General features: G+C 44.0%; 21 protein-coding genes. 2 read left to right on the top strand and 19 right to left on the bottom strand.

The window, feature by feature from the left end; genetic code table 11:
* Positions 1-14: 14 nt before the first annotated feature.
* The 3 genes from fusA to rpsL all read right to left on the bottom strand — a co-directional run bounded on the left by fusA (position 15) and on the right by rpsL (position 3,158).
* Entirely contained in the window at positions 15-2,111 is a 2,097-nt protein-coding gene (gene fusA, locus MHM98_RS12875) for an elongation factor G (RefSeq protein ID WP_239439755.1), read from the bottom strand.
* 117 nt (positions 2,112-2,228) lie between these two features.
* Positions 2,229-2,699, bottom strand: coding sequence for a 30S ribosomal protein S7 (rpsG, locus tag MHM98_RS12870; RefSeq protein ID WP_239439754.1), 471 nt, complete (start codon positions 2,697-2,699; stop codon positions 2,229-2,231).
* A gap of 84 nt (positions 2,700-2,783) precedes the next feature.
* Positions 2,784-3,158 (bottom strand): 30S ribosomal protein S12, encoded by a 375-nt coding sequence (rpsL, locus tag MHM98_RS12865; RefSeq protein WP_101215760.1) that lies wholly within the window; start codon positions 3,156-3,158, stop codon positions 2,784-2,786.
* 245 nt (positions 3,159-3,403) lie between these two features.
* Here rpsL and MHM98_RS12860 point away from each other — a divergent pair, with 245 nt between their 5' ends.
* Complete coding sequence (locus tag MHM98_RS12860) at positions 3,404-3,829, top strand: GFA family protein (protein WP_239439753.1); 426 nt, start codon at positions 3,404-3,406, stop codon at positions 3,827-3,829.
* Between the two features lie 22 nt (positions 3,830-3,851).
* Here the strand turns inward: MHM98_RS12860 and MHM98_RS12855 are convergent, their stop codons facing one another.
* The 10 genes from MHM98_RS12855 to secE form a co-directional block, all read right to left on the bottom strand.
* The gene (locus MHM98_RS12855) at positions 3,852-4,451 is read right to left on the bottom strand and encodes a phospholipid scramblase-related protein (protein WP_239439752.1); all 600 of its coding nucleotides are present in this window, start codon (positions 4,449-4,451) and stop codon (positions 3,852-3,854) included.
* A 29-nt stretch (positions 4,452-4,480) separates the two neighbouring features.
* Positions 4,481-6,667, bottom strand: coding sequence for a penicillin acylase family protein (locus MHM98_RS12850; RefSeq protein ID WP_239439751.1), 2,187 nt, complete (start codon positions 6,665-6,667; stop codon positions 4,481-4,483).
* 125 nt (positions 6,668-6,792) lie between these two features.
* Positions 6,793-11,001 (bottom strand): DNA-directed RNA polymerase subunit beta', encoded by a 4,209-nt coding sequence (rpoC, locus tag MHM98_RS12845; protein WP_239439750.1) that lies wholly within the window; start codon positions 10,999-11,001, stop codon positions 6,793-6,795.
* An 80-nt stretch (positions 11,002-11,081) separates the two neighbouring features.
* Positions 11,082-15,110: a DNA-directed RNA polymerase subunit beta gene (rpoB, locus tag MHM98_RS12840; protein ID WP_239439749.1), complete on the bottom strand. Its 4,029-nt coding sequence runs from the start codon at positions 15,108-15,110 to the stop codon at positions 11,082-11,084.
* 327 nt (positions 15,111-15,437) lie between these two features.
* Entirely contained in the window at positions 15,438-15,803 is a 366-nt protein-coding gene (gene rplL / locus MHM98_RS12835) for a 50S ribosomal protein L7/L12 (protein ID WP_239439748.1), read from the bottom strand.
* Positions 15,804-15,899: 96 nt separating this feature from the next.
* Positions 15,900-16,394, bottom strand: a complete 495-nt coding sequence (gene rplJ, locus MHM98_RS12830; protein ID WP_239439747.1) for a 50S ribosomal protein L10 — start codon at positions 16,392-16,394, stop codon at positions 15,900-15,902.
* A gap of 351 nt (positions 16,395-16,745) precedes the next feature.
* A complete protein-coding gene (gene rplA, locus MHM98_RS12825; RefSeq protein WP_239439746.1) occupies positions 16,746-17,450 on the bottom strand; it encodes a 50S ribosomal protein L1 in 705 nt (234 codons plus the stop codon).
* Positions 17,451-17,455: 5 nt separating this feature from the next.
* The gene (gene rplK / locus MHM98_RS12820) at positions 17,456-17,884 is read right to left on the bottom strand and encodes a 50S ribosomal protein L11 (RefSeq protein WP_239439745.1); all 429 of its coding nucleotides are present in this window, start codon (positions 17,882-17,884) and stop codon (positions 17,456-17,458) included.
* Positions 17,885-18,174: 290 nt separating this feature from the next.
* On the bottom strand, positions 18,175-18,729 hold the full coding sequence (nusG, locus tag MHM98_RS12815) for a transcription termination/antitermination protein NusG (RefSeq protein ID WP_239439744.1): 555 nt from the start codon (positions 18,727-18,729) through the stop codon (positions 18,175-18,177).
* Between the two features lie 4 nt (positions 18,730-18,733).
* Positions 18,734-19,117: a preprotein translocase subunit SecE gene (gene secE, locus MHM98_RS12810; protein WP_239439743.1), complete on the bottom strand. Its 384-nt coding sequence runs from the start codon at positions 19,115-19,117 to the stop codon at positions 18,734-18,736.
* Between the two features lie 297 nt (positions 19,118-19,414).
* Between secE and MHM98_RS12805 the strand changes: the two genes are divergently transcribed.
* On the top strand, positions 19,415-20,743 hold the full coding sequence (locus tag MHM98_RS12805; protein ID WP_239439742.1) for a diguanylate cyclase: 1,329 nt from the start codon (positions 19,415-19,417) through the stop codon (positions 20,741-20,743).
* A gap of 13 nt (positions 20,744-20,756) precedes the next feature.
* On the opposite strand, the gene MHM98_RS12800 is transcribed toward MHM98_RS12805, so the two are convergent.
* The 6 genes from MHM98_RS12800 to gspL all read right to left on the bottom strand — a co-directional run bounded on the left by MHM98_RS12800 (position 20,757) and on the right by gspL (position 24,980).
* Entirely contained in the window at positions 20,757-21,083 is a 327-nt protein-coding gene (locus tag MHM98_RS12800; protein WP_239439741.1) for a TraR/DksA family transcriptional regulator, read from the bottom strand.
* Between the two features lie 64 nt (positions 21,084-21,147).
* On the bottom strand, positions 21,148-21,951 hold the full coding sequence (gene cysQ, locus MHM98_RS12795; protein WP_239439740.1) for a 3'(2'),5'-bisphosphate nucleotidase CysQ: 804 nt from the start codon (positions 21,949-21,951) through the stop codon (positions 21,148-21,150).
* Between the two features lie 20 nt (positions 21,952-21,971).
* Positions 21,972-22,526: an ADP compounds hydrolase NudE gene (nudE, locus tag MHM98_RS12790; RefSeq protein ID WP_239439739.1), complete on the bottom strand. Its 555-nt coding sequence runs from the start codon at positions 22,524-22,526 to the stop codon at positions 21,972-21,974.
* A gap of 15 nt (positions 22,527-22,541) precedes the next feature.
* Positions 22,542-23,309: a type II secretion system protein N gene (locus tag MHM98_RS12785; protein WP_239439738.1), complete on the bottom strand. Its 768-nt coding sequence runs from the start codon at positions 23,307-23,309 to the stop codon at positions 22,542-22,544.
* A 1-nt stretch (position 23,310) separates the two neighbouring features.
* Complete coding sequence (locus MHM98_RS12780) at positions 23,311-23,778, bottom strand: type II secretion system protein M (RefSeq protein WP_239439737.1); 468 nt, start codon at positions 23,776-23,778, stop codon at positions 23,311-23,313.
* A gap of 2 nt (positions 23,779-23,780) precedes the next feature.
* Complete coding sequence (gene gspL, locus MHM98_RS12775; protein WP_239439736.1) at positions 23,781-24,980, bottom strand: type II secretion system protein GspL; 1,200 nt, start codon at positions 24,978-24,980, stop codon at positions 23,781-23,783.
* Between the last annotated feature and the right edge of the window lie 14 nt (positions 24,981-24,994).

Below are 24,994 nucleotides of genomic sequence, written 5' to 3'. Positions count from 1 at the left end.
GACTAATAAGTTATTTATCTTTTTCCTGATACTACAGCATCAGAAATGTTCTTTGGTGCTTCAGCATACTCGAAAAATTCCATCGAGTACGAAGCTCGGCCCTGAGTTGCAGAACGTAGATCGGTAGCATAACCGAACATTTCTGACAAAGGAACCTTAGCGAATACTAGTTTGATACCAGCAACACCATCTTCCATCCCCTCAATCATGCCGCGACGACGGTTTAAGTCGCCAACAACATCACCCATCCAGTCTTCTGGTGTCGTTACTTCAACCTTCATTACCGGCTCAAGTAATACAGGGTTTGCATCTAACGCGCCATTTCTAAAGCCCATTGAGCCTGCCACTTTAAAGGCAATCTCATTGGAATCAACGTCGTGATATGAACCATCTACTAAAGTCACTTTAATATCTAGCATTGGGAAACCAGCAACAACACCTTGGTTCATTGCTTCAGAACATCCCTTATCAACGGCGCCAATGTATTCTTTAGGAACAACACCACCTACGATTTCGTTAACGAATTCATAGCCAGCGCCAGTTTCTTGTGGCTCCATCTTCAGAACAACATGGCCGTATTGGCCCTTGCCGCCTGATTGACGAACAAACTTACCTTCAGCAGTAACGCTGTTACGGATAGTTTCGCGGTAGGCAACTTGAGGTTTACCGACGTTACAATCAACGCCGAATTCGCGCTGCATGCGATCTACGATAATATCTAGATGTAGTTCACCCATACCAGAGATAACGGTTTGGCCTGTTTCGGCGTCCGTTTCAACTCTGAATGATGGATCTTCAGCGGCTAGTTTACCTAGCGCAATCCCCATTTTTTCTTGGGCGGCTGTTGTTCTTGGTTCAACAGCAATCGCAATTACTGGCTCAGGGAACTCCATGCGCTCTAGAATCACTTTGTGATCTGGGCTACATAGAGTATCACCTGTTGTTACATCTTTAAGACCAATGGCGGCGGCGATATCGCCAGCTCGAACTTCAGTGATCTCGTTGCGATCGTTAGCGTGCATTTGCACGATACGGCCTAGACGTTCACGTTTCTGTTTAACAGAATTAAAGACGTGAGCACCAGACTCAACAACACCTGAGTAGACGCGAATGAAAGACAACGTTCCCACGAATGGGTCGGTAGCAATCTTAAATGCGAGTGCAGCAAAAGGTTCGTCATCACTTGACGGACGTACAACTTCGTTGTCATCCATATCAACACCAGTGATGGCCTTAACTTCGGTTGGCGCTGGTAAGAAGTCCACTACAGCATCGAGTACTGCTTGAACACCTTTGTTTTTAAACGCCGAACCACAAGTGGCTAGTACTATTTCGTTTGCAAGAGTACGTTGACGTAGACCAGCTTTAATCTCTTCTTCAGACAGCTCGCCTTCTTCAAGGTATTTATCCATCAATTCTTCGTTAGCTTCAGCCGCAGCTTCAACTAACTCTTCATGAAGCTCCTGAGCGCGATCTAAAAGATCTGCTGGAATTTCTTCATAATTGAATGTGGCACCTTGATCATCTTCGTTCCAGTTAATGGCCTTCATCTTAATAAGGTCAATAACGCCTTTGAAGTCTTCCTCTGTACCGATGTTTAAGTGCATAGGTACACAGGTCGCACCTAAACGGTTTCGAATTTGGTCTACAACCACTTCAAAGTTTGCGCCCGTGCGATCCATCTTATTTACGAATACCAAACGCGGTACTTCGTACTTGTCAGCCTGACGCCATACGGTTTCTGACTGAGGCTCTACGCCTGATGAACCACAAAACACCACTACAGCGCCATCTAGAACACGAAGAGAACGCTCAACTTCGATAGTGAAGTCAACGTGTCCCGGAGTATCAATGATATTAATACGGTGTTCTTTGAACTGCTTGTCCATACCTGACCAGAACGTTGTTGTCGCAGCAGACGTGATAGTAATACCGCGTTCTTGCTCTTGCTCCATCCAGTCCATAGTCGCAGCGCCGTCATGTACTTCACCGATCTTATGAGAAAGACCTGTGTAGAACAAAACGCGCTCTGTTGTCGTTGTTTTACCAGCGTCAACGTGGGCAACGATACCGATGTTACGGTACAGCTCAATTGGGGTAGTGCGTGCCAAAATAGTTTCCCTTTTATTCTTTCTAGCTAAAACTAGATTGAATGATTAATACTGCAATGTTTTGCACGTGCAAAACAAAAGTAGCTGACTAAGTTACTTAGCCAGCCACCAATTTTATTACCAACGGTAGTGAGCGAATGCTTTGTTCGCTTCAGCCATACGGTGAACGTCTTCACGTTTCTTAACAGAAGCACCTTTGTTTTCTAGTGCATCTACTAATTCACCAGCTAGGCGTTGAGCCATAGATTTTTCACCACGCTTACGCGAGAACTCAACTAACCAACGCATAGCTAGTGCGTTACGACGTACAGGACGTACTTCTACAGGCACTTGGTACGTAGAACCACCAACACGGCGAGACTTAACCTCTACCGTTGGGCATACGTTTTCTAATGCTTCTTCAAATAATTCAACATGGCCTTTACCTGATTTCTCAGCAGCGATGTCTAATGCACCGTAAACGATTTTTTCAGCAGTTGATTTCTTACCGTCAACCATTACGATGTTTACGAATTTTGCCAGGATCTCTGATTTAAATTTAGGATCTGGAAGGATTTTTCGTTGACCTATGACGCGTCTTCTTGGCATCTTAATTCTCCAATATGATTCAGGTTACCCCAAAACAGGTTATTACTTAAGTTTCGTTTGCTTGGCCTTACTGCGGAGAGCTAATTAAGCCTTAGGCTTCTTAGCACCGTATTTAGAACGACCTTGACGACGATCAGCAACGCCAGAACAGTCTAATGTTCCGCGAACTGTGTGGTAACGAACACCAGGTAAATCTTTAACACGACCACCGCGGATTAAGATAACGCTGTGCTCTTGTAAGTTGTGACCTTCACCACCGATGTATGAAGTTACTTCGAATCCGTTAGTTAAACGAACACGAGCTACTTTACGTAGTGCTGAGTTAGGTTTTTTAGGTGTAGTAGTATATACACGAGTACATACACCACGACGTTGTGGACAAGCTTCTAAAGCAGGTACGTTTGTTTTTGATACCTTCTTTGTACGAGCGTTGCGCACTAGTTGATTAACTGTTGCCATTATAGCTCCTAGTTAGTTGAATTTAGCTCAGTTTCCCGAGCCCGTTAGGTGAAAAATCTATCCCCAAAAAATGGGGACGCGAAATTCTATGCTCATCGGGCGCAATAGTCAAGAAATAACCAGTTTTGAGCGTGAAGGAGATCGTATTTTTAGGCATTCGATCGTCTCGAAGATAAAAATATTTCTCGCGCAGAATTCGAGTCTCTGATAGTTTTGTAACTCTTGATGTTTTAACGGAGTTAACCATGAAGCATAAAACAGGTGGTTGCGCCTGCGGGCAAATTACATACGCCTTTACCGGACAGCCTCTAAACACTGTTTTTTGTTATTGTAAGCAATGCCAATTACACACCGGCTCTGATAAATGGTTCGGAGTGTGGGCACACAAAGACAATTTTACGTTCACCAAGGGACTGCCAGCGGTATTTACACGCACAGGTGATTCAGGTCGAGAAACGCGATACAACTTTTGCCAAACCTGCGGTGTAACAGTTTGCGCGGAAATTGAAGTGGGTAGTTTTTATTCCATTGCCGCATCGACACTGGACGATCAAAGCGGATTAAAACCGGCGATGTTGATCTACACTGCTTATGCGCCTGAGTGGAGTGTCCTTCCGGAAGATGTGCCGGCGTTTGATATTTTACCTCCCTTCCTAACTGAGCATTTATAATTGTTGAATGTATAAGGCGACGCTAGTCGCCTTTATTTTCAAAGTGCACAAAGTCGATCAAGAACACCACACCAAGAATAAAAGCTTTGGTTTCTACATCCGCATCATCGGGAAAGATCACCCCGAAATTGTCAGCGTCACTAAAGCTCTCTTTGAGTAAGCCACTCCATTTTTTAGTAATTTTTCCGACATCACGCTCGCCTTGGCGGATGTTAAATGTCCATGGCTTGAGTAGCGGTCCTTTAAGGGTATAGATAACGCGACCTTGCGCGTCAAATAGACTGTACTTTTTACTGATTAATGAAAAGTGTTTTTTCACAACCCCTAAGGTTTTACCGTCTTGCGCGTAAATCGTTGCTTCAGGAAATAGCCAGCGAAATGGTCGACTAACCGTCATTTGTTTTTGACTATTGGCGTCGAGCACAGCCAAAGTAAATGGACGACTGGCTTTAAAAAATTGGCGCGCCAACCACGAACCTTTTTGTTCGGCTGCGAAATAGAGCTGACCACCCGCTGCGTCGCTAATGACATATTTATTGAGGGTTTCAAATCCGGTAATGATTTCCCCCCACTCTTTTTGCTGTTTGATCATTAACGATGAATGATTTGCTAATTTTTCCACACTATTTCCTTATTTAATCTGGGCTCACGCTATTTTACTTGCTTATATCGACCGTTAAGCCAGTCGTCGAGTTCATTACAGTACCACTTTGATGTGAAATCATCTGACGGTCCACCTGCCAATGAAGTGTGTAAGACATCTTCATTCATATCAGCAATTACGCGGATTGTTGGCGCAAAGCTCGTTTTCCTATTTGCACTGCGATAAATTTGTCCTTGAGAAGGCGTTGCTCGGCCGCCACGTAATGGGATTGGCTTGGTAGTGGCACCTAAAAACGACGGCATTTTATCGGCCACTAAAATATTTGAAAAACTGACACTATTCACCTGCTGCCATGTTTTATCTACTTCATTGGAATTAATCGCTTTAAACGCGGCGATAAAAACGTCGGCTTGCGTTGTGCCTTCATACCACGCCGATTCTGGATTGAGTAATACGCCATCAAACTGTTGGTAGAAATCGATGAAAACACCGGTTTCGCTGGCCAAATAGTTTCCTACGCTCGCTCCCAGCCCGAATTGAGAGCCAGCGAAAACTTGCTGCCTCAAGTTGTGATAAAAAACCTCGAATATCACAGCGCCTCGAGACTCCATATCATAACAGCAGTCCCAATCTGCGATGATGCTAGATAATGGTGAATCATTACACTGAGATTGCACTAAAGGTCGTAATATAGCTAAAAACTGCTCAGCTTGTTGAGAGTAAACATCGAGCTGAATTTGCTGACTTAATGCAACATCATGTTGCTGGTTTTTCTCAATCAGATCAGCAATACGTTTGGCGCGATAATTGCCCATCGGCATATTAATAGGAGACGCTTTGCCGTATTCGTTCAAGTCATTATTAGCAGTAACTAGGAAGCCGCACGCAGGGTTAAAGCTACGAGGTAAGTCTTTGATATCCACATAGCCTTGCCAATCATTTTCACTATGCCAGCCAACACTAGGAACAAATCCGTTCCATCCATCTCGGCGCTTTGGCATTAAGCCAGACATTTGATAACCAATATTACCTTCGTTGTCAGCGACAACCCAGTTCCATGCTGACTCGACTTTTCCCAGAATCGATAATGCCGATTTGGTATCACAAATTTCAAACATTTCGATGGCAGCTTGCAGAGATTGCGCACCACTATTTGCCCCGCTCCAACGCGTCGCTAAGTAGTGGCCTTCTACATTAGGATCGCCAGCTAACACACCGTGCTTGTTATCATAAAAAGTTACTTGCTGCTCAGGGTGTTTCTTACGCCTTATTACTTCTTTCCTCGTAGCAAAGTCTAGCCATCCATCATCATGAAGGTACTTACCTTCCCTGCATTGCTCAATCCAGCTATCGACACTATCCATAAATGAATAAGTGACGCCCCAAGCAAGCTCGTTGGAGCGGCCAATAACGATTCCGGGGAGCCCCGGCATCCCCATACCTTTAATGCGCTGAGTAGGACAATTGAGAATTTGTTCACACCAAACATTGGGTAGGCGATTTACTTCTAGGTGTGGATCATTAGCGAGTATTGGCTTACCACTGTACGTATGCTCGCCACTAATTACCCAATTGTTGGAAGCCATCATTCGTGGCAATACACTGTTCCATAGAATATGGGAGGGAATAATTGAATCCGTTAACTGGATTTTATTGAGTAATTGAAAATCGATTTGCTGATCGCCAATTGGAAACAACTCGGCGAGTCGCGCATGGTCAACGCCAGCTTGGACACATTCGACAAAGAAGTGTTCGATTTCCGTTTGTGACTGTGCCAGCGTTAAGTAGCCAGTCATTCGAGAAATTAAAATAGAATCTTCAATAGTCCATAATTCTGGCTTGTAGCCAAGGATTTTTAGCATGGACATGCCTTTGCGCTTAACTCCTTCATTAATACCATCACAATAGCGCTGGCTCATTTCCCGAGCATAAGGCTCTAGCTTATCGACTTCATCGGTTAGATTATTGTGCCAGTTGGCTTTGCGAAAGAAGGTATCAATTGCCAAATTTTCATCCGAGTCCTCTAATAACTCACATAAACGACCTTGGCCAATAATTCGCATCAAAAGTAATTGGGTATAGCGATCGACAGCGTGAGCATAACCACTGCCCCACAATAGATCGGACAAGTCATTGCCATTAATTTCCATGATGCCGTGCTTTGTACGATTAAGAGCTAAAGCGCTTGGCGCTGTTGAGGGGAGTTTGATCTTCCGTGAACTTAAAAAACTCAAGTGATAATCCTATTCTTTTTATTATTTTGAAGTTTGAGTGTAGTCCACTCTAACGGATTGGCAGGCATAAAAAAACCCGCTGATTTTCATCAACGGGTTTTTGTTTAGCTACAGCTTAGTAAGAATTACTCGTCGCCACCTAGGCTACCAAGTAAATCAGCTAAGTTAGCTTCAGCTTCATCAGTGTCAATCTTAGTCACTTCAGGCTCTACTGCCGCCGCACGACGTTTCTCGTGGTAAGCGAAACCAGTACCAGCAGGGATCAGACGACCAACGATTACGTTTTCTTTCAGACCACGTAAGTCATCGCGCTTACCGCTAACTGCTGCTTCAGTAAGAACACGTGTTGTTTCTTGGAACGATGCCGCTGAGATAAATGACTCAGTTGCAAGCGACGCTTTGGTGATACCCATTAGGTTACGCTCAAAACGTGCAGGCTCTTTGCCTTGCTCTTCCAATTCACGGTTAGCAACTTTAACTTGAGAGTACTCAAGTGTTTCACCAACTAGGAAGTTACTGTCACCAGCGAAGGTAATAGTACACTTACGTAGCATTTGACGAATGATTGCTTCACAGTGCTTATCATTGATTTTTACACCTTGTAGACGGTAAACGTCTTGCACTTCGTTCACGATGTAGTTCGCAACGTGTGTAATACCACGTAAGCGAAGAATATCATGTGGTGACTCAGGACCATCGGCGATTACCTCACCTTTTTCAACCTTCTCACCTTCGAACGCATTTAGATTACGCCACTTAGGAATCATTTCTTCGTACTGCTCACCACCATCTGCTGGGGTGATAACTAGACGACGCTTACCTTTAGTTTCTTTACCAAATGAGATAGTACCGCTAACTTCAGCAAGAATAGCAGGCTCTTTAGGCTTACGTGCTTCGAATAAGTCGGCTACGCGAGGTAGACCACCCGTGATATCACGAGTCTTCGAGCTTTCTTGTGGAATACGTGCTAACGCGTCACCAACGTTTACGATTGCACCATCTTCTAGGTTAACGATTGCGTTACCTGGTAAGAAGTATTGTGCAGGAACGTCAGTACCAGCGATTAGTACGTCGTTGCCTTTGTCATCAACAAGTTTTACAGCTGGGCGCATTTCTTTACCAGCGGCTGTACGTTGTGCAGCGTCGATAACTACTACTGAAGATAGACCAGTTAGATCATCAGTCTTCTTATCCATGGTGATACCATCGATTAAGTCAACGAATTGGATCTTACCTTGTACCTCGGTGATGATTGGATGCGTATGCGGATCCCAGTTTGCTACGATTTCGCCAGCAGTTACTGTTTGATCTTCACCTTTCTCTAAGATAGTACCGTAAGGCACTTTATAGCGCTCTTTCTCACGACCCATCTCATCGATAACTGTTAACTCAGAAGAACGAGAAACGATAACTAGTTTGCCATCGCTGTTTGTAACGTGCTTAGAGTTGTGGAGCTTGATAGTACCAGCGTTTTTCACTTGAACGTTGTTTTCTGCAGACGCTCGAGATGCCGCACCACCGATGTGGAACGTACGCATGGTTAGCTGTGTACCCGGCTCACCGATTGATTGAGCAGCTACAACACCAACGGCTTCACCCATGTTAATTAGGTGACCACGCGCTAGGTCACGACCGTAACAGTTAGCACATACACCAAAGTCAGAGTCACAAGTGATGATAGAACGTACTTTCACTTGGTCAACTGAGTTAGCTTCAAGCATGTCTACTAGGTTCTCATCAAGCATAACGTTACGCTCAACAAGTACTTCGTCTTCAGTGCCTGGCTTGATAATGTCTTCTGCAACTACACGACCTAATACACGCTCGCGTAGCGGCTCAACAACGTCACCACCTTCGATTAATGGTGTCATCATTAGACCTTCGTGCGTACCACAGTCTTGCTCAGAGATAACTAAATCTTGGGCAACGTCTACTAGACGACGTGTTAGGTAACCAGAGTTCGCTGTCTTAAGTGCGGTATCCGCTAGACCTTTACGAGCACCGTGAGTCGAAATGAAGTACTGAAGTACGTTTAGACCTTCACGGAAGTTCGCAATGATTGGCGTTTCGATGATTGAGCCATCCGGCTTAGCCATCAGACCACGCATACCAGCTAGCTGACGGATCTGAGCAGCACTACCACGAGCGCCCGAGTCAGCCATCATGAACACGCTGTTAAATGACGGTTGAGTTTCTTCTTCGCCATCGCGGTTAATAACCGTTTCAGTCGATAAGTTATCCATCATCGCTTTCGATACTTTCTCGTTGGTACCAGCCCAAATATCGATTGCTTTATTGTAGCGCTCACCAGCAGTTACAAGACCTTGAGCAAACTGCTCAGAGATTTCTGCAACTTCTGCTTGTGCTTCTTCGATTAACGCTTTCTTCTCGTCTGGAATAACCATATCGTCGATACCAACCGAACAACCAGACATAGTCGCGTAACCAAAACCTGTGTACATTAGTTGGTCAGCAAAGATAACAGTATCTTTCAGACCTACTTCACGGTAACAAGTGTTTAGTAGCTTAGAAATTTGCTTCTTACCTAATGGCTCATCTAACAAGTTGTAAGATAAACCTTTTGGCATGATGCGTGAGAATAATGCACGACCAACAGTTGTATCGCGTAGTGATACAGTCTCTTGTAATTCGCCGTTCTCATCACGAACGTACTCAGTGATACGCACTTTGATACGAGCGTGTAGTTGAGCGTGACCAGTGCGGTATGCTTTTTCTACTTCGTCGATATCGCTAAATGCCATCGCTTCGCCTTTACCGTTAACACAATCACGTGTCATGTAGTAAAGACCTAATACAACGTCCTGAGAAGGTACGATGATCGGCTCACCATTCGCTGGCGATAAGATGTTGTTAGTCGACATCATTAACGCACGTGCTTCAAGTTGCGCTTCAATTGTTAACGGTACGTGTACCGCCATTTGGTCACCATCGAAGTCAGCGTTGTACGCCGCACAAACCAATGGGTGTAATTGAATTGCTTTACCTTCGATTAGTACCGGCTCAAACGCTTGGATACCTAATCTGTGAAGTGTTGGTGCACGGTTAAGCATTACTGGATGTTCGCGGATAACGTCAGATAGGATATCCCAAACTTCACCTACTTCGCGCTCTACCATTTTCTTCGCAGCTTTGATGGTAGTCGCCATGCCTAGTGATTCTAATTTACCGTAGATAAATGGCTTGAATAGCTCAAGTGCCATCTTCTTAGGTAGACCACATTGGTGTAGACGTAGAGTAGGACCTACAGTGATTACCGAACGACCAGAGTAGTCAACACGCTTACCAAGTAAGTTCTGACGGAAACGACCTTGCTTACCTTTGATCATATCGGCAAGTGATTTCAGAGGACGCTTGTTAGAACCTGTGATAGCACGACCGCGACGACCGTTATCTAATAGCGCATCAACAGACTCTTGTAACATACGCTTTTCGTTGCGTACGATGATGTCTGGAGCAGCTAGGTCTAATAGACGTTTTAGACGGTTGTTACGGTTGATTACACGACGGTATAAATCGTTTAGATCAGACGTTGCAAAGCGGCCACCTTCTAGTGGTACTAATGGACGTAGATCTGGTGGAAGAACTGGTAATACAGTCATGATCATCCACTCAGGATTGTTACCTGATTCGTGGAAGGCTTCCATTAATTTAAGACGCTTAGTGATCTTCTTACGCTTAGTTTCAGAGTTAATTGAAGGCAGCTCTTCGCGCATTTCTTCAATCTCGTGAGCAAGATCTAGCTGGCTTAGTAGCGCTAATACCGCTTCTGCACCCATCTTAGCTTCGAACTCGTCACCGTGCTCTTCTAAGGCGTCTAAGTATTCTTCTTCGGTTAAGATCTGTGATTGCTCAAGATCTGTCATACCCGGCTCAGTTACTACGAAAGATTCGAAGTAAAGTACGCGCTCGATATCGCGAAGTGTTAAGTCTAGTAATAGACCGATACGAGACGGTAATGATTTTAAGAACCAGATGTGAGCAACAGGGCTAGCAAGATCGATATGACCCATACGGTCACGACGAACTTTAGATTGAGTTACCTCAACGCCACACTTTTCACAGATAACACCACGGTGCTTCAGACGCTTGTATTTACCACACAAACACTCGTAATCTTTGATTGGACCAAAGATACGCGCACAGAATAAACCTTCGCGCTCAGGCTTGAAGGTACGATAGTTAATGGTCTCTGGCTTTTTAACTTCACCAAATGACCAAGAACGGATCTGTTCAGGAGAAGCAAGACCGATTTTGATCGCATCAAATTCTTCGGTTTTGTTCTGCTGTTTTAGAAACTTCAGTAAGTCTTTCACTTTTATCTCCTAGTGGAGTTAGGGCACGCACCAGTGCGTGCCATAAATTCGAATTTCAAACTATATTAGCTAGTTTGGGCTTACTCTTCATCAAGCTCGATGTTGATCGCTAGAGAGCGGATTTCTTTCAACAATACGTTGAACGATTCCGGCATACCAGGATTCATCTCGTGCTTGCCGTCAACAATGTTCTTATACATTTCAGTACGACCGTTAACGTCATCAGACTTAACAGTTAACATTTCTTGTAGGGTGTAGGCAGCACCGTATGCTTCAAGTGCCCATACCTCCATCTCACCGAAACGCTGACCACCGAACTGAGCTTTACCACCTAGTGGTTGCTGAGTTACTAGTGAGTAAGAACCAGTAGAACGAGCATGCATCTTGTCATCAACCAAGTGATTTAGTTTCAGCATGTACATGTAACCAACAGTTACTGGACGCTCGAACTGTTCACCAGTACGGCCGTCGAATAATGTTAGCTGACCTGACTCTGGTAATTTAGCCAGTTTTAGCATTTCTTTGATTTCAGATTCTGCTGCACCGTCGAACGCAGGGGTAGCCATTGGCAGACCGCCTTGTAAGTTCTTCGCTAGGCGAATAACTTCTTCGTCGCTGAACTCGCTGATATCAACTTTCTGATCACATTGACCCAGTGCGTAAGCACGTTGGATGTAATCACGTAATTCGCTAACTTTGCGTTGCTCTGCAAGCATTTCAGTGATTTGGTCACCGATACCGCGCGCTGCTAGACCTAAGTGAGTTTCTAAGATCTGACCGATGTTCATACGAGACGGTACACCCAGCGGGTTAAGTACGATATCTACTGTACGACCAGTCTCATCATGTGGCATGTCTTCTACAGGACACAGTTTAGAGATTACACCCTTATTACCGTGACGACCCGCCATCTTATCACCAGGCTGGATACGACGTTTAACAGCAAGGTAAACCTTAACAACTTTAAGAACACCAGGTTGCAGATCCGCACCTTGAGTGATCTTCAAGCGTTTGTTTTCAAATTGCTTGTCGAAATCAGCTTTAGTCTCAGCGTGTTGCGCTGCGATTTGCTCTAATTGAGTTTGCGAAGCTTCGTCAGATAGCGTTTGCTCTAACCACTCACGACGTGGCATAGCATTTAGCTGATCTTGGCTAAAGCCAGAAGCTAGTAGAAGTTTCTCAGCACGCTCGAAAATACCATCTTCTAAGATAGTGAATACGTCTGATAAATCTTTCTTCGCTTCTTTAAGCTGCATTTGCTCAATTTCAAGCGCGCGCTTGTCTTTTTCAACGCCGTCACGAGTAAATACGTGAACGTCGATAATAGTACCGCTAACTGAGTTAGGAACGCGTAATGAGCTGTCTTTAACGTCAGATGCTTTCTCACCGAAGATAGCGCGTAGTAGCTTCTCTTCTGGCGTTAATTGCGTCTCACCTTTAGGCGTTACTTTACCTACTAGGATGTCGCCGCCTTTAACTTCAGCACCGATATAAACGATACCAGACTCGTCTAGCTTGCCTAATGCCGCTTCACCAACGTTTGGAATATCAGCAGTGATATCTTCGCTACCAAGCTTAGTATCACGAGCAATACAGGTTAGCTCTTGAATGTGGATTGTCGTGAAACGATCTTGCTGAACAACACGCTCAGATACTAGGATCGAATCCTCAAAGTTGTAACCGTTCCAAGGCATGAACGCGATACGCATGTTTTGGCCAAGTGCCAAGTCACCCATATCTGTAGATGGACCATCTGCCATTACGTCGCCTTTAACCACAACTTCACCAGCCATTACCGTTGGGCGTTGGTTGATACAAGTATTTTGGTTAGAACGTGTGTACTTAGTTAGGTTGTAGATATCGATACCTGCTTCACCAGCAACTAACTCATCTTCGTTAACCTTAACTACAATGCGAGATGCATCAGCGTAATCAACCACACCACCGCGCTTAGCAACAATGGTTACACCAGAGTCAACTGCGATAGTTTTTTCCATACCAGTACCAACAAGCGGCTTATCAGCTTTTAATGTTGGAACGGCTTGACGTTGCATGTTCGCACCCATCAATGCACGGTTCGCATCATCGTGCTCTAGGAATGGAATGATCGATGCTGCCACAGAGATAATTTGCTGTGGAGATACATCCATATAATCGATTTGATCGCTTGTCATAAAGGTAGACTCACCTTTGTGACGACAAGCAACTAGGTCTTCAGCTAGGTTGTTATCTTTATCGATAACCGCTGACGCCTGTGCTACTACGAAGTTTGTTTCTTCGATAGCAGATAGGAATGCAACTTCGTCAGTTACCTTACCGTCAACAACTTTACGGTATGGTGTTTCTAAGAAACCGTAATCGTTAGTTTTCGCGTAAGATGCTAGCGAGTTGATAAGACCGATGTTTGGACCCTCAGGAGTTTCGATAGGACATAGACGACCGTAGTGAGTCGGATGTACGTCTCGAACCTCGAAGCCTGCGCGTTCACGTGTTAAACCACCTGGGCCTAACGCAGAAATACGACGCTTGTGAGTTACTTCAGATAATGGGTTATTTTGATCCATGAACTGAGATAACTGGCTAGAACCGAAGAATTCTTTAACAGCTGCAGAAATAGGCTTAGCGTTGATTAGATCTTGTGGCATTACATCGCCAAGATCACCTAGAGATAGACGCTCTTTAACCGCACGCTCAACACGTACTAAACCAACGCGGAATTGGTTTTCAGCCATTTCACCAACGCTACGGATACGACGGTTACCAAGATGATCGATATCATCCACGTCACCTTTACCGTTACGGATGTCGATAAGCGTCTTCATCACAGCGATGATATCGTCTTTATCTAACGTACCAGTGCTTAGATCAACGTCGCTACCAACGCGAGCGTTAAATTTCATACGACCAACTTTAGACAGATCGTAACGCTCTTCGTTGAAGAATAAGTTGTCGAATAGACCTTCAGCAGCATCCTTAGTTGGCGGCTCGCCCGGACGCATCATGCGGTAGATTTCAACAAGCGCTTCTAAACGGTTAGTTGAAGAATCGATACGCAAGGTGTCAGACATGAATGGACCGTTATCTAAATCGTTGAAGTAGATAGTGTCGAATTCTTTGATGCCAGCTTCAGATAATGCAGCTAGATTTTCTAGTGTAATTTCATCATTGGCGTTGATGATAACTTCACCAGTGTCTTTGTTTACGTGCGTGCGGTTAATTACTTTACCAATCACGTACTCTGTTGGTACTTCAACAGCCGTTAACTTAGCTTTAGTCATTTGACGAACGTGACGTGCAGTAATGCGACGACCCGTTTCAACGATTACATTGCCTTCGTCATCTTTGATGTCGAATACAGCAGTGTCACCGCGCAGGCGCTCAGGCATAAGATCCATAACGATCTTGCCACGCTTAACTTTAAAGCCAGTAGTTTCGAAGAATAAATCTAAGATTTCTTCTGTCTCCATGCCCATAGCACGAAGAATGATAGATGCAGGTAGCTTACGACGACGGTCGATACGTACGAATACAGCATCTTTTGGATCGAACTCGAAGTCTAACCAAGAACCACGGTAAGGAATTACACGTGCGTTGTGTAAGATCTTACCAGAAGAGTGAGTCTTACCTTTATCGTGGTCGAAGAATACACCAGGAGAACGGTGTAATTGAGAAACGATAACACGCTCTGTACCATTGATAACAAAAGTCGCGTTGTCGGTCATTAATGGGATTTCACCCATGTAAACTTCTTGCTCTTTGATATCTTTGATCGTGCCTTTAGGCGCTTCGCGATCAAATAAAACAAGGCGCAGTTTTACACGCAATGGTGCGCTGTAAGTGATACCGCGGATTTGACATTCTTTAACGTCAAATACTGGTGTACCCAGCTTGTAGCTCACGTATTGCAGTTCTGCATAACCAGAAAAGCTCTTGATAGGGAAAATAGATCTAAAAGCGGCTTCTAAACCTAGCTCACCGGTAGAGTCCATTGTGATAAATCTGGCGAAAGAGTCCTTTTGGATATCCAAAAGCTGTGGAATTTCAACCACCTGCGGACGCTTACCAAAATCCTTACGGATACGTTTTTTTTCGTTACTAGAGTAACCCATGGGTTTCCTCAAATTAGCTGACGTTTGACAACTGTTGCCTAGACTTCGATGAGCACAACTTGACGCCTCATCTCTAAACAACCTCGAAAATAACAACACTTTGGTAAGAACCTACCCAATAATCTCTGGTAGGGACTGGACACTAACTCAAACAATTGCCTTTAAAACAAGGTCTTACATCGTAAAAGAAGTGCTTTAAAACTCATGGTGTATGTAGTGTGAAATCCACCATGTTTTTTAGCGCAAAAAGGCTGGTGATTAAATAATCACCAGCCTCACGCTTAATTAGCATATGCTAACTAAGCGGCACTCAAATAAGGGTTAACCTTATTTAAGTTCAACAGTAAGACCTGCTTCTTCAAGAGATTTTTTAAGCTCTTCAGCTTCAGCTTTCTCAACGCCTTCTTTGATTGCAACTGGTGCAGATTCAACCATAGCTTTAGCTTCTTTAAGGCCAAGACCTGTAGCGCCACGAACAGCTTTGATTGCAGCAACTTTGTTGTCACCGAAAGATGCTAAGATTACGTCGAACTCTGATTGCTCTTCAGCAGCTTCAGCACCACCTGCAGCAACAGCTACAGCTGCAGCAGCAGAAACGCCGAATTTTTCTTCCATTGCTTCGATTAGTTCTACAACGTCCATTACTGACATTTCAGCAACAGCGTTTAGGATATCGTCTTTAGATACAGACATGGTATACATTCCTAAGTTTGTGAACACCACTTAATTGAAGTGTGCGTTCTAATAAATTGATTAATAAAACAGTAACTAATTCTCGATAACGAGTAATTAAGCTGCTGCTTCTTCCTTCTGATCGCGAATTGCAGCAATAGTGCGTACAAGTTTGCCAGCAGAAGCTTCTTTCATTGCGCTCATTAGTCGTGCAATTGCTTCGTCTTTCGTTGGAAGCGTTGCAAGAACTTCAGGGTCACAAGCAGCGCCTTCGAATGCAGCGGCTAGTACTTCAAAGTTTTCTTCAGCTTTAGCGAAGTCTTTGAAAATACGAGCACCAGCACCCGGGTGGTCACTAGAAAATGCAATTAAAGTTGGACCTTTAAAAGTGTCAGTTAGACACTCAAATTCGGTACCAGCTAGAGCACGTTTAGCAAGAGTGTTACGTACTACTTGTACGTGTACACCAGCTTCACGAGCTTGCTTACGCATAGCTGTCATTGCACCTAAAGTAACACCACGAGAATCAGCAACTACTGCAGACAGAGCACCTTTAGCGACCTCATTGACTTCAGCAACGATTGCTTTTTTGTCTTCAAGTCTTAATGCCATTGGCATAACTCCTGGTTCACTCCGAGAAAACTCGGAACTTTAGTAAAGCTTTGTATCCATATACAAAGCGTGAACACGGTAAAAAAACAAAACATAGGAATGTTTGGATTCACACCGTCTGCGTAGGCCCTTTGACAACCTAGATATAAATATCAAGGCTTTCAAACAATTAAACAAATTTATTACTAAATTTGTACCTACGGTCTTGGACGGGAGTTTGGTTAAAAATCGATAATTTTTAGCCAAATCCCAACCCGTTAGGGCGCAAAATTATACAGAAGTCACCTGTTCAAAACAAGGTTTTAGAAGATAACTTCTGTGATCACGTCCTAACTCTAATACTTAGCAGTATTAAACAGCTTTTGTCTCGATAGTAGACTGGTCGATTTCAACACCAGCACCCATAGTCGTAGACAGAGAAACTTTCTTGATGTAAGTACCTTTCGCGCCACTTGGCTTAGCTTTAGATAGAGCGATTAGTAGAGCTTCTAAGTTCTCTTTTAGCTTGTCGTTATCGAAAGAAACGTTACCGATAGTAGTATGGATGATACCATTCTTATCGTTGCGGTAACGAACTTGACCAGACTTAGCGTTTTTAACAGCTGTAGCAACATCAGGAGTTACAGTGCCAACTTTAGGGTTAGGCATTAAACCACGTGGGCCTAAGATAGTACCTAATTGACCTACAACGCGCATTGCGTCTGGAGAAGCGATAACTACGTCAAAGTCCATCTCGCCGCCTTTAACAGCTGCAGCTAGATCGTCCATACCAACGATGTCTGCACCAGCTTCTTTAGCAGCTTCAGCGTTTGCACCTTGAGTGAAAACAGCAACGCGAACAGTGCGACCAGTACCGTGTGGTAATACAGTAGCACCACGAACGTTTTGGTCAGAACGACGTGGGTCAACACCTAGGTTAACAGCAACGTCTACACTTTCAGTGAACTTAGCAGTAGCTAACTCTTTTAAAAGAGTAACAGCTTCGTTGATTTCGTAAGCTTTTAGTGAATCAGTTTTTTCACGGATAAGCTTCATACGCTTAGTTAATTTAGCCATTATTCTTATCCTTCTACGTTCAGACCCATTGCACGAGCAGAACCGGCAATAGATTTAACATTAGCTTCTAAATCAGCACCAGTTAGATCTGGTTGCTTAGTAGCAACGATTTCTTCTAACTGAGCACGAGTTACTGTGCCACACTTTTCAGTGTTTGGACGGCCAGAACCTGATTTAATACCAGCAGCTTTCTTAAGAAGGTAAGCAGCAGGTGGAGTCTTAGTTTCGAACGTGAAAGAACGATCACTGTATACAGTGATAACTACAGGTACTGGAGCACCCTTGTCTAAAGAATCTGTAGCTGCGTTGAACGCTTTACAGAATTCCATGATGTTCACACCGTGTTGACCTAGAGCAGGACCTACCGGTGGCGACGGGTTAGCTGCACCTGCAGCAACCTGTAGCTTGATATAAGCTTCGACTTTTTTAGCCATTTTTCATATTTCCTATTATGGGTTCAAACACATACTAGTGACTCACAATGAGTCATTTTCAGCTCCCCGTTAATTTAAGGGCGGCGAATTATAGCGATAATCTGTCGCCCTGCCAAGCAAATTGCTACTTATTTAATCAATAATAATTAAACTTGTGAGCAACCTACTTTAAACTTTTTATTCTATTAGAACGTTTGAGCTAAGTTATAAGGCTTTAGTACAAGTTAAAAGCGCGGAGCTACTCCTGTAAGTGAGCACTTTTAACGCCGTAACTAAGTCTTATAACAACGCTACTGGGCGTCCTTCTCGATTTGAGAGAATTCTAGGTCTACTGGAGTAGAACGACCGAAGATAAGAACAGATACCTTCACGCGGCTCTTCTCGTAATCCACTTCTTCAACAGTCGCGTTAAAATCAGCAAATGGACCATCGATAACGCGAACGATTTCGCCTGGCTCGAATAACGTGCTTGGCTTCGGAGAATCTGCCGAATCTTCAAGACGTTGTAAAATGCGCTCAGCTTCTTTAGAAGAAATCGGTGCAGGACGGTCACTAGTACCGCCGATGAAGCCCATAACGCGTGGAACGTTTTTCACTAAATGCCAGCTGTCTTCGTTCATCACCATTTTCACTAGTACGTAACCAGGGAAGAACTTGCGCGTGCTCTTAGTTTTCTTACCAGACTTCATTGAAACTACTTCTTCAGTAGGAACAAGGATTTCTTCGAATAAATCTTCCATGCCATGAATAGCTACATGCTCAATCATGGTCTTTTGTACACGTTGCTCATAGCCTGAAAAAGCTTGTACAACGTACCATCTGAATTTTGGTTTTTCTTCTGACATAATCTTAAACCTCGATGCCTGTGATAAAGCCGACGATTCTCACTAACAAACCATCCATACCCCAAAGTACTAATGCCATTACACCAGTAGCCGCTAAAACAATAAGCGTTGTTTGAGTAGCTTCTTTGCGCGTTGGCCAAACCACTTTGCGAATTTCAAGGCGAGATTCTTTGGCGAAAGCAACAGCTTCGCGCCCTTTTTCAGTTTGTGCTGCCACAAAAAGTGCAACACCGATAGCAGCCACTACGCCTAGTGCGCGATACAGCACAGATACTTCTTCGCCGTACATGTAGTTACCAACAACGGCACCCGCTAATAGACCGATAACAAGGATCCATTTGACTAGATCCATCGATCCGCTCTGATTTTCAGTATTTGTTGCGTTCATTTACCACTATCCTAATAGTTGTACTTAAACAACCTGCGTCGCAGTTTGTTTTCTTACATAAAATCTTACGTTGAAACCATAAATTAAGCCCTGTTAAAAACAGGGCTTACAAAATTTAGCGCGTTATTGTAATTTGAACCTATCGATATAGCAAGACGTTAACAAGGCGATCCCCAGTTTAATTGGGAACAAGATCAAAAATTACCACTTAGTACGGAAAAATTATTGTCATTTTTACATCGCTAAACAGCCTTAACCATGACTATAATAATACGTTAGATAACAAAAGGACATTTCGTGAGCGCGGATAGCATACCAATGATGAGGCTAATTAAAGCCCCCATTGCCACTGTTATATTAGTATCAATTTGGTTTGTGTTAACCAGCATTTCTTTTTGCTGGAATCAGTTGATCATTACGCAATCCACTGAAAAATCGTTTCAAGCGAAAGGCGTTGGTGGTAAACGATTAGTTGAAATTCTCCTCAACTGGACCACACAACACGAACAAATCTACGTCCCCATCTCCGAACATACGCCAGAAAATCCTTACCTCAATACAGATCATAAAATTATTACCCGAGACGACGGCAAAGTTTTCACACAGATATCAGTGGGACGCATGCTTGAACAACTCAACGAATCTTTTTTCGATCCGTCGTTTTCACTTTCACTAATTAGCCTCAAGCCGATGGATCCTGATAATCTGGTTAAAGACTGGCAAAAACAGATCTTGGAAAACAAGATTGGTCCCAATCGAGATTTTCAAAAAATCATCGGTAACAAGTTCCACTACTTTAGTTCATTTGTTGCCAACGATAGTTGTTTCTCATGCCATCAAAAATCACAATTAGAGCCCAACAATACACTGGGCGGCCTTGTTATTTCATACGATATCAGTGAAATCCTCGAACAAGAGAAACCCTTGCACCGCCAAAATTTATTTATTCACGTTGCGATTTTCTTATTAATGACCTCTATTAGCCTGCTATCGCTAAAAGGGATCCGAAGGTTAGTTAAACAATTAGAATTTGAGAAAGCCAATCGCGATCTCATCATCGAAGATCGGACAAGGGTGTTAAAAGAAGAGATTCAACAACACAAAGAAGCGCGTAATGCGCTACAACGTTTTGCAACGCATGATCCACTCACTGGCATTCGCAATCGTCGTCATCTGCTTGAAGCGCTAAAAAACGAACTCAAACGATATCAACGATACAAAAGCGATTTTTCACTGCTGCTAATTGATTTAGACCATTTTAGGCAAATCAATGATAAATACGGGAATGAATGTGGCGATATAGTGCTTAAAGCCTTTGCCGAATCGGTGAAGGAAACGCTGCGTGAGAGTGATACTTTTGCCCGCTACGATGGTGAAGAGTTTGCCATCATTGCCACCAACACTAAGTTAGATTCAGCCCTGCGCTTTGCCGAAAAACTGGTAAAACACGTAAGCGAGCAAACAGTAAACTACAAAGGATATGATATTGCGCTGTCCGTCAGTATCGGTGTAACAGCGCCTTCAGTACTTCCTAAACTCAGTAGTGAACAGCTACTCACAAGTGCCGATGATGTGCTTAACATCGCTAAAGCACAGGGACGAAACTGCGCGGTCCGTGCGCAGTAAGGCTAGTTGCAAATCAGTCTCGCTTGTTTGCGCAATCGATGCAGTATTGGGTAAATGGAAGGATTTCCAAACGGGATGGATTAATGTTTTGACCGCAGTCATCGCAATACTCATATTCGCCCAGTTTAATGCGATGTAATGCACCATTGACCAAATTGAGTTCACGCCTAACTTCATTACCGAGCGCGTCTAACACCTCGTCATTTTCTCGCTCTTGTGCTTGTTCATTCCAGTCCGCGTTAGCCGCTTTTGTTACATTTTCTTTGATACTGGCGAGCTTGTCATTGAGCTCGTTTTGCATCACTTTCAAACGCGATTCAAATTGAGTTATTGATGTCATAAACGCACTCCTAAATAACGTCCCCTAAACTTTAAGTTTAGACGAAATTATTAAAGCGCGTTGGTTAACTATCTAATACGATATCGGCCCATGGTAAACGGAGGTTGCCACACACCACAAAATTTGGATTAGCAAGCGTCTCACGCTCATTATAGGTTAAGCGGTTAATTGACAGATCAAAAATATCACCACCAGCCTCCGCGACAATACAATGTGCAGCCCCCGTATCCCATTCGCCTGTTGGGCCAATGCGCATATAGATATCAGCGCCGCCTTGCGCCACTAAACACGCTTTAAGGGTCGCACTCCCCATTGCAATATACTCATAGGTAAAAGACTCACTGAGTCGAGATTCAACCAACGCTTTGGCTTGGCGAAGACTCACGGCGATACGAACAGTTTCTCGTGGCGTAGTATCAACTTTAATTGGCGACAAGCCTTCACTATCGCGACGAAATGCACCTTCGCCCTTTATAGCAAAGTAGCAGCGATCGTGAATTGGCGCGTATATCACACCTATGGTCGGTATGTGGTTGACAACAAGTGCGATGGCAACAGCAAAGTCGCCACTGCCAGCGACAAACTCTTGGGTGCCATCGAGGGGATCGATAAGCCAGTATCGTTGCCAATTGCGACGCTCTTTAATCGCTTCTTTGTCTGACTCTTCTGAAACTATGGGAATGTTTGGTGTTAATGATTGCAACGCCGAGACAATTACTTCATTGGCGGCATAGTCGGCGCTAGTGACAGGGGATTCGTCATCTTTGGTGAAGGTTTCAAATTGCCCTTGCTCATAGATGCGCTTAATTTCACCACCAGCATCACGGGCGATTTGCTCAACCGCTAAGGTTAACTCGGTTAAATCCATCACATCCCCTTATCATTTTATTAGCTACTGAGTGCTAGCAGGCGATCGGTCATTAGTAGTCCTGCAACACAACGACCATCAGTAAAATCCTCATGTGCCAATAGCTCATCAACTTGATTTGCCGGCCACTTTATCACTTCAAGCTCTTCTGGCTCATCGCCTTCGAGTCTCTCTTTATAAAGATCTTGCGCGATAAACACGTGCATGGTCGAACCAAAATAAGTTGGCGCCATCGCCAGCGGTTTTAACGCAGTAAACTTTTTCGCACCATATCCAATTTCTTCTTTAAGCTCGCGGTTGGCCGCTTGCTCTGGTGTTTCACCGGGATCAATTAGCCCCTTGGGAAAGCCTAGTTCATAGCGATGTGTGCCACAAGCATATTCTTTAATAAGTAATAGCGTTTTCTCATCGAGAAAAGGAATGACCATAACTGCACCACGACCACTACTCTTCATGCGTTCGTATTCACGCTCAACACCATTAGAAAATCGAAGAGATACTTGCTCAATGGTAAACAACCGGCTTTGTGCCGCCGTAGTCACAGACAAGATTTTCGGTAATTTTGACTCACTCATCACACTCTCCGATAACTACAGTTTGCCACTGTATTTAAACACGTACTGCCCTTGGCTATTTGGCGAACCAGAGAATTTCAACACATTGAGGTAATCCTGCGATGCATCTGCTGGCGGTAGCACTCTCGCATTCAAGTTGTATTGTCGTGCTTTGTTTAACTGTATATCACCATCGATTCCCAAGCTATTACTCGAAGGTTGCATAACTGCGGTCATTACACCATTTGGACAACTGAGTTTGGCAGACACGTTCGCCACAGCAAGTTGACCAAAAGCGCTCTTAATCAAAAGATCATCGGCTTTAATCACGCCATCAAGTGTTTTACACCATGGCTGATCTTGCTGATAAGTCGCAATGTTTAAATTCACTCGACCTGTACTCGTTAATCCATAAGGCAACGGAAAGCTTTGTAATAACGGGGCCAATGATGTCTTAATGGACAAATTATGCGCCGCTAAACCCTCGTTATTAAATGCGAGCTGGCCACTCGCTCGAATCGCGCTCCGCGGTTTACCCGCTTTGAAGTCCACTGAAATCGTGCCCGTAAAAATTGAAAGTGGCGATAACTCCCATTTCACATTATCAAGTACCACGCCTTGATAGGTTAGTGACGATAGGTTGCCTTGCCACACAGTGCCAGTAACATTTCCAAGAGCCACTTGTGGTGGCATAAGATTCTTTTGCTCAAGGTGCGAGGTAACAAAGCGTGCTGGCAATAAAGCCAACATAAACACCATGTAAATCAATACTAAAACAAAGGCGATTTTTAACTTTTTAAGCATCTTACTGACTCACCACCAAACGTGTTTTGACATATCCCGATTGAGCATCGGCACGAATATCTGCAATTTCAATGGTAAGTCCTTGCTTGAGCTGTAGCGCCTGCACCCATTGTAAAATGCTGTTGAATGGCGCTTTATCGATCATCACCTGCATTTTCTTGTTTTGAGGCTGTAAACGATTAATGGTAATTTTGTATTGGCGCGCAGAGCGATTAATACGTTGTTCAATGGAGCCACTGGCCGATGCTGACACACCACCTTTGGCGCGCAATTGAACTATCTTAGCCGCATTCGTTTCCACCCAGCTTAATAATTGTTGATTACGCTTTACGCTTAATTCAGCGCGAGCTACGCGCTCTTGCAGTGGCTGAATCAAGGCGAAAAAGACAATTGCGATAATCACCACGCCTAACATTGCCAAAATAAGGCGTTGTTCGCGTTGTGCTAAACCGTTAAACCAATCCTTCATAACTACCCCTTAACCACTAGCGAGCCATTGACCTTGCTACCATTGTTATTCATGGCACCTGTTGTCACTGTATATTGTTGCTCTAACAAGCCTTTAAATTTCTCAAAGTCCTGATACGAATTCGCCTCAGCCTGCAATCTCAATTCATTGCGACGTTGATCAAATTTGATGTTGCTCGGTTTAACGCTAGGCACCGAGTTAAAAGCGCTATTCATGGTCTCTAACATCGCAAAGAGTTCATTACTGCCACCGCCACCGGCGAGCTGATTTAGTTCTTGCTGCATCCGCGATTTGAGTTTAATGACCTTGCGAACATTAGGGTTGAGTTTGCGATAGATATCTTCAGTTTGCTGTTTAAGCTGCGCTTGTTGCTGCTCAAGTTGATTGACGCGAATAAATTGTTCAACGAAAAATAACACCACCAACAGAGACGCCGCAACAGCAACGCCGCGCCACACCTTCCATTGCGTATTGCTTTTTTTGTTTTGTGCAAATTCACCAACGAGCAAATTCAACGGCAATTTAACCAACGACATTGCCAGTTGCTGCATTGGCAACATTAATGGCTGTGGATGCCACTGATGAGACTCAAGTTGATTCTGCTGCGCTATGTCGTAATGCTCCAGCGTCAAAGTCTCTTCCTCGCCGCTAAGCATGGTTAAGGTAACCTCTAGCCACTGTTCGTTAATACACAGACCGTGATTCGCATTTAGACGCAGTAGTATTTGCTCGTCAAACTGCAGCGCACTGATATTGCTATCATCTTTAGCTAGCGGCACCGCTAAATAATCCGGCGTAAACTGCGTCACGCTAATTTCAGCCTCAGCAAACCAATCGAGCCAATTGGCTAGCTTGCTTTTCTCACACACATAAACGCTTTGACGGTTGTCATTAACATTGCCATACACGAAATGTAGCGCATCAATATCACTGGCCAGCTCATCTTCAAGCATAAATGGAATAGCCGCAATTGCTTGGCGGCGATTACTCTTTGGCACTTCCACTTCAAAATAGCTAATGTCACTGCCAGGTACCAACACCTGGACATTAACATTGGCAACCTGTCCAGCAAGTTGCGTTAATTCACTGGCACTATTTAACGATCCAGAGCCAATAACCTCTTGCGCCTTGTCGTTATAGTGGAGCCAATGGATAGCGTCCTCTGCATTACTGCCTAAACGTATTATTAAACGTTCACTCACCTAAAAATTCCTCA

The organism is Psychrobium sp. MM17-31 (genome assembly GCF_022347785.1).
Classification (GTDB): Bacteria; Pseudomonadota; Gammaproteobacteria; order Enterobacterales; family Psychrobiaceae; genus Psychrobium.
Note: the sequence above shows the minus strand (reverse complement) of the source record. Positions and strands in the feature narration are given on the sequence as shown.

Coding starts and splice junctions, on each gene's coding strand:
- cysQ (WP_239439740.1), bottom strand. CDS start 21,951: ATGGATTTAACCGAGTTAACCTTAGCGGTTGAGCAAATCGCCCGTGAT.
- MHM98_RS12860 (WP_239439753.1), top strand. CDS start 3,404: ATGAAGCATAAAACAGGTGGTTGCGCCTGCGGGCAAATTACATACGCC.
- rplA (WP_239439746.1), bottom strand. CDS start 17,450: ATGGCTAAATTAACTAAGCGTATGAAGCTTATCCGTGAAAAAACTGAT.
- MHM98_RS12800 (WP_239439741.1), bottom strand. CDS start 21,083: ATGACATCAATAACTCAATTTGAATCGCGTTTGAAAGTGATGCAAAAC.
- secE (WP_239439743.1), bottom strand. CDS start 19,117: ATGAACGCAACAAATACTGAAAATCAGAGCGGATCGATGGATCTAGTC.
- rpsG (WP_239439754.1), bottom strand. CDS start 2,699: ATGCCAAGAAGACGCGTCATAGGTCAACGAAAAATCCTTCCAGATCCT.
- rplK (WP_239439745.1), bottom strand. CDS start 17,884: ATGGCTAAAAAAGTCGAAGCTTATATCAAGCTACAGGTTGCTGCAGGT.
- rplL (WP_239439748.1), bottom strand. CDS start 15,803: ATGTCTGTATCTAAAGACGATATCCTAAACGCTGTTGCTGAAATGTCA.
- rpoB (WP_239439749.1), bottom strand. CDS start 15,110: ATGGGTTACTCTAGTAACGAAAAAAAACGTATCCGTAAGGATTTTGGT.
- MHM98_RS12780 (WP_239439737.1), bottom strand. CDS start 23,778: ATGAAGGATTGGTTTAACGGTTTAGCACAACGCGAACAACGCCTTATT.
- rplJ (WP_239439747.1), bottom strand. CDS start 16,394: ATGGCATTAAGACTTGAAGACAAAAAAGCAATCGTTGCTGAAGTCAAT.
- MHM98_RS12785 (WP_239439738.1), bottom strand. CDS start 23,309: ATGCTTAAAAAGTTAAAAATCGCCTTTGTTTTAGTATTGATTTACATG.
- nusG (WP_239439744.1), bottom strand. CDS start 18,729: ATGTCAGAAGAAAAACCAAAATTCAGATGGTACGTTGTACAAGCTTTT.
- rpsL (WP_101215760.1), bottom strand. CDS start 3,158: ATGGCAACAGTTAATCAACTAGTGCGCAACGCTCGTACAAAGAAGGTA.
- nudE (WP_239439739.1), bottom strand. CDS start 22,526: ATGAGTGAGTCAAAATTACCGAAAATCTTGTCTGTGACTACGGCGGCA.